Source organism: Corynebacterium sp. HMSC062E11, from assembly GCF_001811845.1.
GTDB classification, from domain to species: Bacteria; Actinomycetota; Actinomycetes; order Mycobacteriales; family Mycobacteriaceae; genus Corynebacterium; species Corynebacterium hesseae.
Genome location: NZ_KV806822.1, coordinates 45,310 through 59,158, shown reverse-complemented (window position 1 = coordinate 59,158; position 13,849 = coordinate 45,310). Strand labels below are relative to the sequence as shown.

At 62.6% G+C, this 13,849-nt stretch carries 13 protein-coding genes; 7 read left to right on the top strand and 6 right to left on the bottom strand.

The features are described 5' to 3' along the window. Positions 1-46: 46 nt before the first annotated feature. The 5 genes from HMPREF2822_RS09550 to HMPREF2822_RS13045 all read right to left on the bottom strand — a co-directional run bounded on the left by HMPREF2822_RS09550 (position 47) and on the right by HMPREF2822_RS13045 (position 4,636). Positions 47-604: a type II secretion system F family protein gene (locus tag HMPREF2822_RS09550; protein WP_070524103.1), complete on the bottom strand. Its 558-nt coding sequence runs from the start codon at positions 602-604 to the stop codon at positions 47-49. Continuing rightward, positions 604-1,353, bottom strand: a complete 750-nt coding sequence (locus HMPREF2822_RS09545; RefSeq protein ID WP_070524101.1) for a type II secretion system F family protein — start codon at positions 1,351-1,353, stop codon at positions 604-606. Before HMPREF2822_RS09545 ends, HMPREF2822_RS09550 begins: the two co-directional genes overlap by 1 nt. Then, complete coding sequence (locus HMPREF2822_RS09540) at positions 1,350-2,486, bottom strand: TadA family conjugal transfer-associated ATPase (RefSeq protein ID WP_070524098.1); 1,137 nt, start codon at positions 2,484-2,486, stop codon at positions 1,350-1,352. The genes HMPREF2822_RS09545 and HMPREF2822_RS09540 overlap by 4 nt, the downstream gene beginning before the upstream one ends. Then, positions 2,483-3,499 carry a septum site-determining protein Ssd gene (gene ssd / locus HMPREF2822_RS09535; protein WP_070524096.1) on the bottom strand — a complete coding sequence of 339 codons (1,017 nt, stop codon included), beginning with the start codon at positions 3,497-3,499 and terminating at the stop codon, positions 2,483-2,485. The genes HMPREF2822_RS09540 and ssd overlap by 4 nt, the downstream gene beginning before the upstream one ends. Before the next feature lie 336 nt (positions 3,500-3,835). Beyond that, positions 3,836-4,636 (bottom strand): DUF3800 domain-containing protein, encoded by an 801-nt coding sequence (locus HMPREF2822_RS13045; protein ID WP_141748925.1) that lies wholly within the window; start codon positions 4,634-4,636, stop codon positions 3,836-3,838. Positions 4,637-4,962: 326 nt separating this feature from the next. Here HMPREF2822_RS13045 and HMPREF2822_RS09525 point away from each other — a divergent pair, with 326 nt between their 5' ends. Next, positions 4,963-5,778, top strand: a complete 816-nt coding sequence (locus tag HMPREF2822_RS09525; RefSeq protein WP_070524094.1) for an HAD family hydrolase — start codon at positions 4,963-4,965, stop codon at positions 5,776-5,778. On the opposite strand, the gene HMPREF2822_RS09520 is transcribed toward HMPREF2822_RS09525, so the two are convergent. Next, complete coding sequence (locus tag HMPREF2822_RS09520; RefSeq protein WP_070524092.1) at positions 5,775-6,464, bottom strand: type III PLP-dependent enzyme domain-containing protein; 690 nt, start codon at positions 6,462-6,464, stop codon at positions 5,775-5,777. The genes HMPREF2822_RS09525 and HMPREF2822_RS09520 overlap by 4 nt on opposite strands. A gap of 104 nt (positions 6,465-6,568) precedes the next feature. Between HMPREF2822_RS09520 and HMPREF2822_RS09515 the strand changes: the two genes are divergently transcribed. The 6 genes from HMPREF2822_RS09515 to HMPREF2822_RS09490 all read left to right on the top strand — a co-directional run bounded on the left by HMPREF2822_RS09515 (position 6,569) and on the right by HMPREF2822_RS09490 (position 13,649). After that, entirely contained in the window at positions 6,569-7,063 is a 495-nt protein-coding gene (locus tag HMPREF2822_RS09515) for a phage holin family protein (RefSeq protein ID WP_070524091.1), read from the top strand. A gap of 88 nt (positions 7,064-7,151) precedes the next feature. After that, positions 7,152-8,054, top strand: a complete 903-nt coding sequence (locus HMPREF2822_RS09510; protein ID WP_070524089.1) for an alpha/beta fold hydrolase — start codon at positions 7,152-7,154, stop codon at positions 8,052-8,054. A gap of 221 nt (positions 8,055-8,275) precedes the next feature. Then, the gene (locus HMPREF2822_RS09505) at positions 8,276-9,871 is read left to right on the top strand and encodes a peptide ABC transporter substrate-binding protein (protein ID WP_070524087.1); all 1,596 of its coding nucleotides are present in this window, start codon (positions 8,276-8,278) and stop codon (positions 9,869-9,871) included. Positions 9,872-10,073: 202 nt separating this feature from the next. Then, positions 10,074-11,000 (top strand): ABC transporter permease, encoded by a 927-nt coding sequence (locus HMPREF2822_RS09500; protein WP_070524085.1) that lies wholly within the window; start codon positions 10,074-10,076, stop codon positions 10,998-11,000. Continuing rightward, positions 10,993-11,952, top strand: coding sequence for an ABC transporter permease (locus HMPREF2822_RS09495; RefSeq protein ID WP_070524083.1), 960 nt, complete (start codon positions 10,993-10,995; stop codon positions 11,950-11,952). Before HMPREF2822_RS09500 ends, HMPREF2822_RS09495 begins: the two co-directional genes overlap by 8 nt. Then, on the top strand, positions 11,952-13,649 hold the full coding sequence (locus tag HMPREF2822_RS09490; RefSeq protein WP_070524081.1) for an ABC transporter ATP-binding protein: 1,698 nt from the start codon (positions 11,952-11,954) through the stop codon (positions 13,647-13,649). Before HMPREF2822_RS09495 ends, HMPREF2822_RS09490 begins: the two co-directional genes overlap by 1 nt. Positions 13,650-13,849: the final 200 nt, after the last annotated feature.

Below are 13,849 nucleotides of genomic sequence, written 5' to 3'. Positions count from 1 at the left end.
GTGTTTGTGTCGGTTGTGCGTTCTGAAAATGGTTGATTGTTCTGACTTAAAAGAGTTGCTGGCCCAAGCTGATAAGGACAGGTATCAACCCAAGGACCAGGAATGCGGGAAGGAAGCACACTGCCAGCGGTGCTGCGATGAACACACCAGCGCGCTCCGCCCGCGCGGTAGCTTGTGCCGAGGCTTCGGCACGCAGCTGCGCCACCAACCGGTGGCACCCCGTAGCCATGGCCGCGCCCGATTCGCCAGACAGCTGCGTAAGCCGCACCAGTTCTTCCAAATGCGGCTGACTGGCCAGCGCAGACCACGCGGTACTCATGGGAACCCCCACCCCGATGAGAGCGGCCGCCTCCGACCACTGCGGTGAGGCTTCAGCGACGGCTAGCACAGCACTGCGCGTGGAGAGACCGGCCTCTAGGCACGCGGCGAAGAGCTCCAGGTCGCTGGCAGCATCGAGCGGACTATAGTCCACTTCGGGACCATCGCGCGGCGTCTTCGGGCGCGGTGTGCGCGAGCCCGACTGGGCTATTCGTCCAGACGGTGCAGCAGAGGTAACAGCGAGTGCCGCAGCCATGAATGCAGCGGAGATATACGTCAAGACCATCACTGCGCCGCCTTTCGCAGAATGAGGCGCGACCAGGCGAATCCGGCGCAGACGAGGGCCACGCCGACGTCGAGAAGCACGCCCCCAAGGCCACCACCGAGCAAGAACCCCAGGGAATCCGCGCCCATCGCCCCACCCATAAGGATGCCCGCCAGCGGCAGGCACGCCAGGATGACCGCGGTGGCCTGTGGCCCTTGCAAGGAGGCCGCGGTCTCACCGGCATGGCGGCGCGCGGTATCCAGCTGGCTTTGAGCCTGCTCAATGAGGTTCGCCAACGCCACGCCATGGCGCCCCGAGAGCGTCAGCAGCGCTGCATAGCGGGCCACCTCTGGCGCCGTGAGAGCAACCGCAGGCGAACCTCCTTGCGCCGCGAGACCCGCCGCCGTACTCAACGCGGCGCGGAGATTCTCCGGGGTGGAGTCTGGAAGGGCGTCGGCGCCCCGGCGAAGCGCTCCCGCCGTCGTCGATCCCGCCCGCAGCTCGGCGGCAACAGAACCGAAGTAGGAGGCGAGCGCCTCCGAGCCACGGCGCTCACGCCGGGACGCCGCCAGGTCATTGGCAAACCACAGCACACAGGCCACAATGCAGCCCACCGCCACCACGACAGTGGGCCTGCCGAAGAAGACACAGCACCCGACCCCGAGGAAGAGCGCCCCGGGTGCCAGCGAGCGAGGCTTCGGCGATTCCAGCCGCGTCACCGAAGCAGGCTGCGAAATCAAACACGCCGCCGCAAGGAATAGCCACATCATGGTTCCACCCCCAGCCGCGAGCACAGCTGCGAAAACCCGGGAAGCGGGCCGTCTTCGGCCGTCCACACCAGCTGCGGTGTAACCGGGTTTCCCTCCAGCACGCCGAGGTGCGCTAGCCGACGCCCCTCCGGCGTGCGCTCCATCCCGAGGACCACGTGCACGGCGGCCGCCAGCTGCGAATGCAGCGCTACGCGGTCGAGCCCGCCGAGAGCGGCGAGGGCCTCCATGCGGGCGGGCACTTCATCAACAGAGTTTGCGTGCACGGTGCCCGCACCACCATCGTGCCCGGTGTTGAGCGCGGCAAGCAGTTCCACGACCTCCGCGCCGCGGATTTCGCCAACGACGATGCGGTCCGGGCGCATGCGTAGCGCTTGGCGGAGAAGGAGCGACATGGAGATCTCGCCGCGCCCTTCCGCGTTGGCCCGGCGCGATACCAGGGTCACCACGTGCGGGTGATTCGGGGAAAGCTCCGGAGTGTCCTCGATGATGAGCAAGCGCTCGGTGGCGGGCACGCACCCCAGCAAGGCGGCGAGCAACGTCGTCTTGCCGGAGCCCGTCCCTCCCGTAACCAGGAAGGATGCCCGCCGCTCAACCACAGCGCGCAGGACGTGCTCCAGGCTGGAATCAATGCTGCCATTAGCTATCAGTTCCTCCAAGCTGGTTTGCGCTTGGCGCAGCACGCGGAGGCTGATACAGGTTCCACTTGCCGAAGGAGGAGCAAGCAACGCGTGGAGGCGAATTCTCGTGCCATCGGGGCGGGTCAGGCGCCCATCGGCAAAAGGTTGCGCATCATCCAACCGCACGCCCGCCACCGCAGCCAGCCGGGTGGCCAGCTGGCGAACCTCGGCGTCGTCGGCGAAGCCAATATCGCGTGGCTGCAGGCCCTGCCCGCAATCAACGAAACAGGCATCAGGGCCATTGACAACGACATCGGTCAGCCCCGGCAGCGACAGGACCGGCTCCAGCAGTCCCAAGCCCACGGAATCGTGGCGCAGGCGCTGCAAAAGGTCGAGCACGTCGACATCACTGATGACACCGGCTTCCTGGCGAATGCGCCGTGCCAAGGCCGGTGCATCATGGGCCAGCTGTGGCTCGGAGGCCACGATGGTGCGCATCGTATCAATCAGGTTCATGCCACGACCTTCCACATCTGGCGCGCGACACGAGCTAGAGCTCGGGGCAACTGGCGCGGCAGCCCACTAGTTTCCACCGTGCGGGTCAGGCCACGGATCGTCGGCAACTCAGCGATGGGATCCGCGTGAGTCACCGTGGCAATATCGCTGGCATCCAGGCCCGCCCACTGGCGGTTGCGCACGACGACGGAGCACTCCTGCGGCCGGGCACGAAGCTCCGCCACCAGCTGCGCGCAGGCGGCGGCCGCCCGCACCTCTGCGGCAGTCAGCACCACCACGTGATCCGCCGCATCGGGGATATCCCACGGCGGGCAATCCACCACCACTGTTCCTGGATATAAACACGCAGCTTGCATGATGGCCGCGCGCCGGGCAGCACTCATCTGCACCGCCTCTGCGCTGGCGGACCTAGCAGCGGAAAGAACCGCGATGCCATCCGGGGTGGTAGGCAGAGCACGGACGAGGTCTGCTGCATCAACTGAACCGGTCCCCGCGGCAAGATCCGGCCACCGCGCGCCGGGCTTGTTCTCAATTCCGGTGAGCAAATCGAGACCACCGGAATAGGGGCTCGCATCAACGAGGAGATCCGCGCCCGCCTCGCGGGCCAGAGCCACCGCCACGGTCGAGGCACCCAAGCCCCCAGCGGAACCAGTCACCGCCAGTGTTAAACCGGTGGACACGGTGGTCTCCGGAGTGGCGTCTGCTGCCAGTGCGCCCAGGAGCTCTTTCGATTGGGCGGGCACGATAAAGGCGGCCGTCGCGCGGCAGCACAGCGCGGCCTCATAATCGATGGGCCCCGGATCCAAGGCCAGGAAGTACACCCGCGGATGCCCCGCCACGAGACGAGCCGTCAGCGAATCAGCCAAGACGGCGTCTGCCTTGGGCAAGTGCCGGGAGAAGTCCCGCGGGTCCTCCACGGTGCTCACTTCCGCAGTACTGGCGGCTGCTGCGGAGGCTGCCTCTGCTCGCAGCGTGGAATCCCCAACGGCGATAACTAGGTGAAACGTGCTCATGTCTGAAGCATGCGCGAGCGCACCAACCGCGCGCTAGAGCTTCCTAGTCACCTGTGGATAACTTCGCCTTTGTGGCGTCTTCCGCACCCATTTTGCTGACGCTTGAACAAAATTACCGGGGCTCACGTACAAAAACTCACAGGAAACCGTGCTTCCACGATCCTTAGAATCCGCCATTAAGAGTCAAAAGCAAATACCCCCGAGCCACGCTCGAGGGTATCGCAATAAGTGCGGTAAAGAATGGCTTGGTTAGCCATAAAACTCGGGTAGTAAGTCTGAGACTAAGCCCGAGGGGCGCTTGCTTTTAGCCTGCGGCTATGGCGTTCAGCGCCTCACCTAAGAGTATCGTTGGCGCTTCAATTCTGTCAATGACCTCTCATGGCTTGTCTCAATCTTCAAAAGTGGTGTACGGCAGTCACCAAAATGACTCTCGCCTAATGCGGCCGCAATGCCCTTCGAAAGCCGGGCCTTTGGCGAACGATCTTCCAAGAAAGCCTCCAACCCCACGTCTTCGATCTTTTTTCGCGCATGGAAAACCGAACTAGCAAGCAGATCTGCCACCTGTAGTGCCGGACAAGTCCGAGAATCCAGACTAACGGCCGTTGCAAACCGCTTATTTCCAAATCGATTGTTGAGAGAGTTCACTAGAGTGTCTCCGTAGGAAACCCCTACTGGGACATCAATGTGGTCGAGCATCACCACCCCAACTTCACGACGAGTAACCAGACCCCGCAGCAGCCGATCTGTCGCGAACAAATGCCCCTGCCACTGTTCTCGACTACTCCACGGATCGAAATGCCTCTTGTCCAAAACAAAAGCTCCGAACGTGCACCCCGAGCTTATCGCTGTTCGAAAAACATCAAGCAAAATCGGCTCAGAGTGCTTAGTAACTTTCGAGAACTTAATCTCGTCAGCCTTTGTGAAGTTATTCCGCTCACGACATGCCTTGATCTCCCGCGAAAGGAAATCAGGATCCTTCGTGCGCACAGACGCAACAACGAAATGCTTACCTAACGTGCCTTTACTTCCGGCTTCATCTACAAAGTAGACGGCACTTTCTGCAGCAAGCGGCAAACTCACCTGAGGAGGACCTGATCCCTTTTGGTGAGAAAATGAATTTGCTCGATAGCTTGTCACAGCTGAGAGTATATCGCCGTGCTAGGACATCAAATATGTCTCAGCTCGATGGCCACAGACGAGCCCGGTATTTAAAAAGGTGATGGCCCGCGCCTCGGGGGGGTGTGCGCGGGCCATCGGTAACCCGGCATCGGGGGGTGCGCCGGGGCAGGCCGCACTGTATATCGGGGCCTTGCACCTGACATTATGACATGGGAAAGAAGAGATGACAACAGCGAACGACAAGATTCCTTGAGATTTCTGGCAATCTCTTTAGATACTCCCGATTCTGCCTGCTAAGGGGCTACGATGAGCAGGGTAACTCGCACACAAACGGCAGGCCCTCGATGACCGGTACCCCTTTTCCCTCTCACGGCACCACTCGCGCAGCCGCGTTCTTCGACTTGGACAAGACGATTATTGCCACATCCTCGGCATATGCCTTCGGCCGCGAATTCATGCACAACGGGCTCATCACGCATGCAGAAGCACTACAGCTGTCTTTAGCCAAGGCCAGCTATATGCTCGCCGGCCACAGCAGCGAGCACATGGACACCACCCGCGATCAGCTCGCCGCCATGGCCGCCGGCTGGTCCGTCCAGGAGGTCCACGACATCGCGGTGGAGACCATGCACACCGTGGTCACCCCTGCCATTTACGCGGAGGCACGCGCGCTTATCGACGCCCACCGCGCCGCCGGCCACGAGGTGGTGATCATCTCGGCGTCGGCAAGCGTACTGGTCGAGCCCATCGCGCAGGAGCTGGGCATCGAGCACGTCGTGGCCACCGAGCTCGCCGAGGAAGACGGCCGGTTCACCGGGGAGATTCTGTTTTATTGCAAAGGTGCCGCAAAAGCTGAGGCACTGGCGCGCATTGCTCAGGAGCTCAACGTCGACCCCGACGCATCCTTTGCCTACTCCGATTCCGCCACAGACATCCCGATGCTGGAGCAGGTTGGCCACCCCGTGGCCGTGAACCCAGACCGCCTGTTGAAGAAGCACGCCATCACCCACGACTGGAAAATTCGCACGTTTAAACACCCCGTTCCGCTCTTCACCGCACCCAGCGCACGCGAATTCGGTATCGGCTCGGCGGTCGTGGCCGGCATCGCAGCCTTAGTCGTCGGCGGGATTTTATTTGCACGGCAGCAGCTGCGCGATTAGGCCGCTTGCGCGATGCCGTCGGCTTCGCGGGCGCCGGCCTCCCAGGCGTCGAAAAGCAGCGTGATAAGTGCGGCCGGATCCTTGTCGTAGGTGTCCAGTGCCGCGCGGTAGTCCGCGCGATGACGGTTGAGGTAGGTCTCAGGCACGGCGAATCCCCGCGGATCGAAGCCCGTATGGATAGCGGCAGTGCGCGAGGCGACGAGCGCCACGGCGGTGCTGCGCGCACCGAACAGCGAGCGCGCAGCAATCTCCGCGTGCAGCACCACCGGCAATAAACGGTCGAAATCCACGCCGGCTCCACGCGTGATGAGCTGTGCCAGCGCCTGTGCCACCGCTGGGTCCTGATCGGGATGACCCACACCGCCCGCCGCGACATCGATACTGGCCAAGACCTGCAGCGGGGCCCGTGCGAAGGTCCGCACCGTGGCGACCTGTTTTTCGGGAGCGAGGAGGGAATAAGCGCTAACTGCGGGCGGGATACCGTCAGCCTCAAGCGGCGCGCCGTCGATCGCCGCGGCCGCCCGCGCACCGCGCAAGAGTGATTCGGAAGAGATAACGTCAAACTTGCGCAAGCCCGCGGGGCGGCGGTGCACGCGCGCAATCGCTGCGGCGGCAGAACCAGCTTTATCCTCCACCCCAGATAGGGCCATCAGCGGGGTCAGCGGGTCAGAATGCGGCATACCCATTACAATAACGCCGTACCCACTTTGCGGGCCGCACCACATGAACTCTGGAAAGTTCATTACTATGGCCGATATAGATTGCGACAAAACAGTAGGAGTTTTTAACCGTGAGCAACGACGGACTATTCACTGACGGGTCCAACAAGTTCGCCCCGAAGGTAGACGGCATTCCCTTGAGCGATGCAGATACCTCCCGCCGCGGCGAAGCATCCATCGGCCAGCTCGTATCCAACGCCACCGAACAGATGTCCCAGCTGGTTCGCTCCGAGGTCGAGTTGGCTAAGACCGAGCTCGCCGCTTCCGCAAAGAAGGGTGGCATCGGCGCGGGCATGTTCGGCGTTGCCGGTACCGTGGCGCTGTATAGCTCCTTCTTCTTTTTCTTCTTCCTGGCGGAGCTGCTGTCCAAGTGGCTCGACCGCTGGGCAGCCTTCCTGATCGTCTTCCTGCTCATGGTGGTCATCGCCGCCGTCGTGGCCTTTATCGGTTTCAAGCAGGTCAAGCAGGTCAAGGCCCCGGAGAAGACCATCGAGTCCACGAGGGAACTCAAGAAGCTGGTTCCGGGTAAGGCTGAAAAGTCCATCGAGCGTGGCCTCTACACCTAAACCTTTAAGGTCCTTTTAACTCTCCCGCCCCGAGCACATGCGTTCGGGGCGGATTTCGTCTGTGTACCCTCCCATGAAAGGCCCGCCCATGAATCCCCTACCGCCCTCCGTAGTGGAGCTTGACGGCCCCTTTGAGCACGAGTTCCTGCACACGCGCGGCATCCGCCTCCACGCGGCTACCGCCGGCAACCCGGACGACCCGCTGGTGCTGCTACTCCATGGATCTTTCGGCGGGTGGTTCGACTTCCGGAATGTCATTGCCCCGCTTGCCGCCGCAGGCTTCCACGTCGCCGCCCTCGACATGCGCGGTTTTGGCATGTCCGATAAACCACCGCTCGAACCCGGCCAGGATATCCGCGTGGCGGTTGGTGATGTCAGCGGTGCCATCCGCGCATTAGGCCACGACGACGCCTACCTGGTGGGCGCGGATACCGGTGGTGCGGTGGCGTGGGCGCTGGCTACCGAGCGGCCCGAGCGGGTACGCGGGCTGGTATCTGTTTCGGCGGCACACCCAGCTGATCTCCGCCGCGCCATCGCCGCGCGCCCCTGGGATTTTGGGTGGGTTCTCCTGCGCGCGGCCTTGTGCCGACTGGGAAAGACTGGCGCCCCGAGCCTCCTACTGAGAGAGTCCACGTACCTCCGGGAGATGGATCTCGACGCCCTCGGTTCCTTCAGCGGCGCCGAGCGGGAGGAGGCCCTGCGCCTGCGCGTGGCTTCCTCGCACATCGGAAACGTCCGCCGCGGAATCATCTGGAATCACCGACTGCGCACCGCCGTCGTTCCGCTCAGCTGGCTCGAACTCACAGTTTCTTGCCCCACCCTGTTTATCCACGCAGATCAGATGCTCTGGCGGCCAGTGGCGCGGCGGGCGGCGCGGCGCTGCCGTGGGGACTTCACCGCCACCACTATCCCCGAGTCCAAGAACCTGCCCTATCTTGAGAACCCGCATGGTTTTACTCAGACCATCGTTCACTGGCTGCGAGATAGGTAACATTCACCGCCCTCCGTGCCCCACCCCTCTCAGGGGGATGGGGACTTTTTAATTCGTTGACAAAACCGCAGGTTAAGAAAGAATACCTACCGCACTATAGCTTTTATCACAGGACATATTTTTCAATTCCTTGTATATGAGACGCGCCACGCGGTAGCTTCATATCAAACCAACACCACAGGTTTTCTACATCTTTCGCACCACGGAGGTCTAAGACCCACATGACGCTCAAGAAGACGCTCGCTGCTCTCTCTGTCGCTACCCTGCCGCTCACCCTCGCGGCTTGTGGTGGCGACAACTCCGGTTCAGACTCTGCTTCCGGCTCCGGCGATAGCATCGTCACCGTCAACGGCTCCGAGCCGCAGAACCCGCTCATCCCGGCCAACACCAACGAGGTCGGCGGCGGACGCATTGTCGATTCCATCTACGCCGGCCTGGTCTACTACGACGGCGATGGCGAAGCCCAGAACGAGCTGGCTGAATCCATCGAGCCAAATGAGGACAACACTGAGTTCACCGTCAAACTCAAGGAGTCCAAGTTCTCCGACGGCTCCCCAGTGACCGCGAAGAACTTCGTGGACGCCTGGAACTACGCCGTGGCCAATGACCAGCTCAACGCTTCCTTCTTTGCCAACATCAAGGGCTTCGAGGAAGGCGTGAAGGAGATGGAAGGCCTCAAGGTCGTCGACGACCACACCTTTACCATCGCCCTGAACAGCCCTGAGCAGGACTTCCCGGCGCAGCTGGGTTACTCCGCGTTCTACCCGCTGCACGAGTCCGCCCTGGAGGACATGGACGCCTTCGGCCAGAACCCGATTGGTAACGGTCCGTACAAGCTGACCGAGTGGAACCACAACCAGGACGCCACCGTCGTCCCGAATGAGGAGTACAAGGGCGGCCAGACCCCGCAGAATGACGGCATCAAGTTCGTCTTCTACGCAGGTCAGGACGCGGCCTACGCCGACCTGCTGGCAGGCAACCTGGACGTCCTCGACGCCGTCCCGGACTCCGCTTTCGATGTCTACGAGGCCGACCTCGGCGACCGTGCCGTGAACCAGCCGACCGCCATCTTCCAGTCCTTCACCTTGGGCGAGAACCTCGAGCACTACTCCGGCGAGGAAGGCGTGCTGCGTCGCCAAGCCATCTCCTACGCCATCAACCGCGAGGAGATCACGGACACCATCTTCAAGGGCACCCGTACCCCGGCCAAGGACTTCACCTCCCCGGTTATGCCGGGCTACTCCGAGGACATCAAGGGCAACGAGGTCCTGAAGTATGACCCGGAGAAGGCCAAGAAGCTGTGGGCCGAGGCTGACAAGATCAACAAATGGGATAACCCGACCCTGGAGATTGCCTACAACTCCGACGGCGGCCACAAGAGCTGGGTGGATGCAACCACCAACTCCATCAAGAACACCCTCGGCATCGAGGCAGTCGGCGCCCCGTACCCGGACTTCAAGTCCCTGCGCGATGAGGTGACCAACCGCACCATCAAGTCAGCCTTCCGCACCGGCTGGCAGGCAGACTACCCGAGCCAGGCCAACTTCCTTACCCCGCTGTACAAGACCGACGGCTCTTCTAACGACGGCGACTACAGCAACCCGGAGTTTGACAAGCTTCTCGACGAAGCCCTGACCTCCTCCTCCGAGGAAGAGGCCAACAAGAAGTACACCGAGGCCCAGGAAGTCCTGTTCAAGGATCTGCCGGCCATCCCGCTGTGGTACTCCAACGCCACCGGCGGCTACTCCGAGAACGTCGACAACGTCGTGTTCTCCTGGAAGTCCCAGCCGGTGTACTACAACATCACCAAGAAGTAACGCCACTTCCGCTACTTCCCACGACCCCCGCAGCCACCGTGGAGCGGGGGTCGCCCCACGTTTTCACTCATAAGTGTGATTCGAAACGCGCTATAGATTTCTCGCAGACTTGGATCACACACTAAAATTCTTATGAGCTACGTAGGCGCCTGCTAAGAAGGCGTCGACAAGCACCTGCCCACAACGAGTAAAGGACCACACTATGCTGCGCTATATCGGGCGCCGAGTGCTCCAGATGATCCCGGTGTTCTTCGGAGCCACCCTGCTCATCTATGCGCTCGTCTTCTTGATGCCCGGCGACCCCGTCGAAGCCCTTGGCGGTGACCGCGGCCTTACCGAGGCTGCCCGCGCCCGCATCGAGGCGGAATACAACCTAGACAAGCCGTTCATCATTCAGTATCTGCTCTACATCAAGGGCATCTTCATGCTGGACTTCGGCACGACCTTCTCCGGCGTCCCCGTAACCCAAGTGATGGCCAACGCCTTCCCGGTCACGGTGAAGCTCACCGTCATGGCCATCATCTTTGAATCCGTCTTCGGCATCCTCTTCGGCGTCCTCGCCGGCATGCGCCGCGGTGGCTTCTTCGATTCCACCGTGTTGGTCATCTCCCTGCTCGTCATCGCAGTGCCGTCCTTCGTCATCGGCTTCGTCTTCCAGTACCTCGTGGGCATCAAGTGGGGTGTCCTGCCGGTCACCGTCGGAGCGAACGCCACCGTGAAGTCCCTCCTCATGCCGGCCATGGTGCTCGGCGCGCTCTCCCTGGCCTACGTCATTCGCCTGACCCGCCAGTCCGTGGCTGAGAACCTGCGCGCCGACTACGTGCGCACCGCTCGCGCGAAGGGCCTGTCCAACGGCGCGGTGACCCTCCGCCACGTGCTGCGCAACTCGCTGATTCCCGTGGCCACCTTCATCGGTGCTGATATCGGCGCGCTCATGACCGGCGCCATCGTGACCGAAGGCATCTTCGGTATCAACGGCGTCGGCGGCACGATGTACCAGGCCATCCTGCGCGGTGAGCCAACCACGATTGTCTCCTTCACCACGGTGCTGGTGATCATCTACATCATCGCCAACCTGCTCGTTGACCTCCTGTACGCCGTACTTGATCCGAGGATCCGCTATGCCTAATTTCGAGAAAAACACCCCCTACCCGGGCCAAGAGCACTTCGTCTCGGAAACCGATGAAACGGGCCTCGGCGCCGTCGACGCCGTCAAGGACGAGTCCGCCCCGTCCTCCCAGTGGGGCGAGGCCTGGCGCTACCTGCGCCGCCGCCCACTGTTCTGGATCGCGGCCGTGATGATCCTCGTGGCCATCCTCCTAGCCATCGCACCGGGTCTTTTCACGAGCACCGACCCGCGCCTGTGCGAGCTGTCCAAGTCCCTCGCCCCCGCCGAGCCGGGCCACCCCTTCGGCTTCAACCGCCAGGGCTGCGACATTTACGCCCGCGTGATCTACGGTGCGCGCGCGTCGGTTGCCGTCGGCGTCCTGACCACCATCCTCGTCGTGGTGCTGGGCTCCTTGATCGGCGCCATCGCCGGCTTCTTCGGCGGCTGGATTGACTCCGTCCTGTCCCGCATCACCGACATCTTCTTCGCCATCCCGCTGGTGCTCGCCGCCATCGTGGTCATGCAGATGTTCAAGGAGCACCGCACCATCGTCACGGTGGTCTTGGTGCTCGGGCTCTTCGGCTGGGTCTCCATCGCCCGCATCACGCGCGGCGCGGTGGTCTCCATCAAGAACGAGGAGTTCGTCCAATCCGCCCGCTCCATCGGCGCGTCGAACTGGCGCATCCTGTTCAGCCACATCCTGCCGAACGCGGCCGCGCCCATCATCTCCTACGCCACCGTGGCGCTGGGCACCTACATCGTCGCCGAAGCCACCTTGTCCTTCCTGGGTATCGGCTTGCCGTCGACGTTCGTGTCCTGGGGCGGCGATATCTCTGACGCGCAGGCTTCACTACGCGTTGCTCCGGCAGTCCTGTTCTACCCGGCGGGTGCTTTGGGCCTGACCGTGTTGAGCTTCATCATGATGGGTGACGTCGTCCGCGATGCACTCGATCCGAAGGCGAGGAAGCGCTAATGACTAACTCTCCACTTCTTGAAATGAAGGACGTCCACATCTCCTTCACCACCTCCACCGGTGTGGTTGAGGCGGTGCGTGGCGTCAACATGTCCATCTACCCGGGCCAGTCCGTGGCGATTGTGGGCGAGTCCGGCTCCGGTAAGTCCACCACGGCGATGTCTATCCTGGGCCTGCTGCCGGGCACCGGCAAGGTCACCGGCGGCCAGATCCTCTTCGAGGGCGAGGACATCACCCACTACGACAACAAGCAATTCGAGTCGCTGCGCGGTGACAAGATTGGCCTGGTCCCGCAGGATCCAATGTCCAACCTCAACCCGGTGTGGCGCATCGGCACCCAGGTCGAGGAATCTCTCAAGGCCAACCACGTGGTGGAGGGCTCCGAGCGCCACCAGCGCGTCGTGGAGCTTCTAGAGGAAGCCGGGCTTCCCGACGCCGAACGCCGCGCCAAGCAGTACCCCCACGAGTTCTCCGGCGGTATGCGCCAGCGCGCGCTCATCGCGATCGGCCTGGCCGCACGCCCGAAGCTGCTGATTGCCGACGAGCCCACCTCCGCCCTCGACGTGACGGTGCAAAAGACCATCTTGGATCACCTGGAGCACCTTACCGAGGAGCTGGGTAACGCGGTGCTTTTCATTACCCACGATCTTGGCCTGGCCGCCGAGCGCGCGGAGCACCTCGTCGTCATGCACCGCGGCCGCATCGTCGAGTCCGGTCCCTCGCGCGAGATTCTGCGCTCCCCGCAGCACCCGTACACGCGCCGGCTTGTCGACGCCGCCCCCTCTCTCGCTTCCTCCCGCATCCGCGCGGCTAAGGAAGCCGGCGTCGAAGCCAAGGAACTCAAGTCGGGCGAGGCCATCGGCTCCACCGCTGCAGATTCATCTTCCGCGGCTCAGGCCCCGGTCATCTCGGTGCGCAACCTCACCAAGGAATTCGATATCCGTGGCCAGCGCGGCGGAAAGAAGCTGTTGAAGGCCGTCGACGATGTCTCCTTCGATATCCGCCGCGGCACCACCCTGGCGCTGGTGGGCGAGTCCGGCTCCGGCAAGTCCACGGTGGCCAACATGGTGTTGGGCCTGCTAGAGCCGACCTCCGGCACCATCGAGTTCGAAGGCCGCGATACCTCGACGCTGTCGAAGAAGGAGCTGTTTAAACTCCGCCGCAAGATGCAGGTGGTTTTCCAGAACCCCTACGGTTCGCTGGACCCGATGTACTCGATTTACAAGTGCATCGAAGAGCCCATGGCCCTGCACAAGGTGGGCTCGCGCAAGGAGCGTGAGGCCCGCGTTGCCGAGCTTCTCGACATGGTCTCCATGCCCCGTTCCGCCATGCGCCGCTACCCCAACGAGCTCTCCGGCGGCCAGCGCCAGCGTATCGCTATTGCCCGTGCGCTGGCGCTGCGCCCGGAGGTCATCGTCCTCGATGAGGCTGTCTCCGCCCTGGACGTGTTGGTGCAGAACCAGATCATCCAGCTGCTCGCGGAGCTGCAATCGGAGCTCAGCCTGTCCTACCTCTTCATTACCCACGACCTCGCGGTGGTCCGCCAGACTGCCGACGACGTCGTGGTCATGAAGAAGGGCCAGGCCGTCGAGCAGGGCACCGCCGACGACATCTTCGACAACGCCCAGCAGGAATACACCCGCAACCTCATCAACTCGGTTCCGGGTATGCACCTGGAAATCGGCACCGGCCACTAACCCACAACGCCACCTAACCCGTCAGCCTTCATCCGGCTGGCGGGTTTCGCCTTTTAAGGGGGGCTCGCTCTTTAAGGGCTAAGCTTCCCGTTGCTCCTACTGCATCCAACGGCAAGCGAATCGCGACCAGGATCCCCGATTTCCCCGCGTACCATGCTGCGGTTAGCGGGGATCGCCGATGTGCCCGTCAACCATCTTTG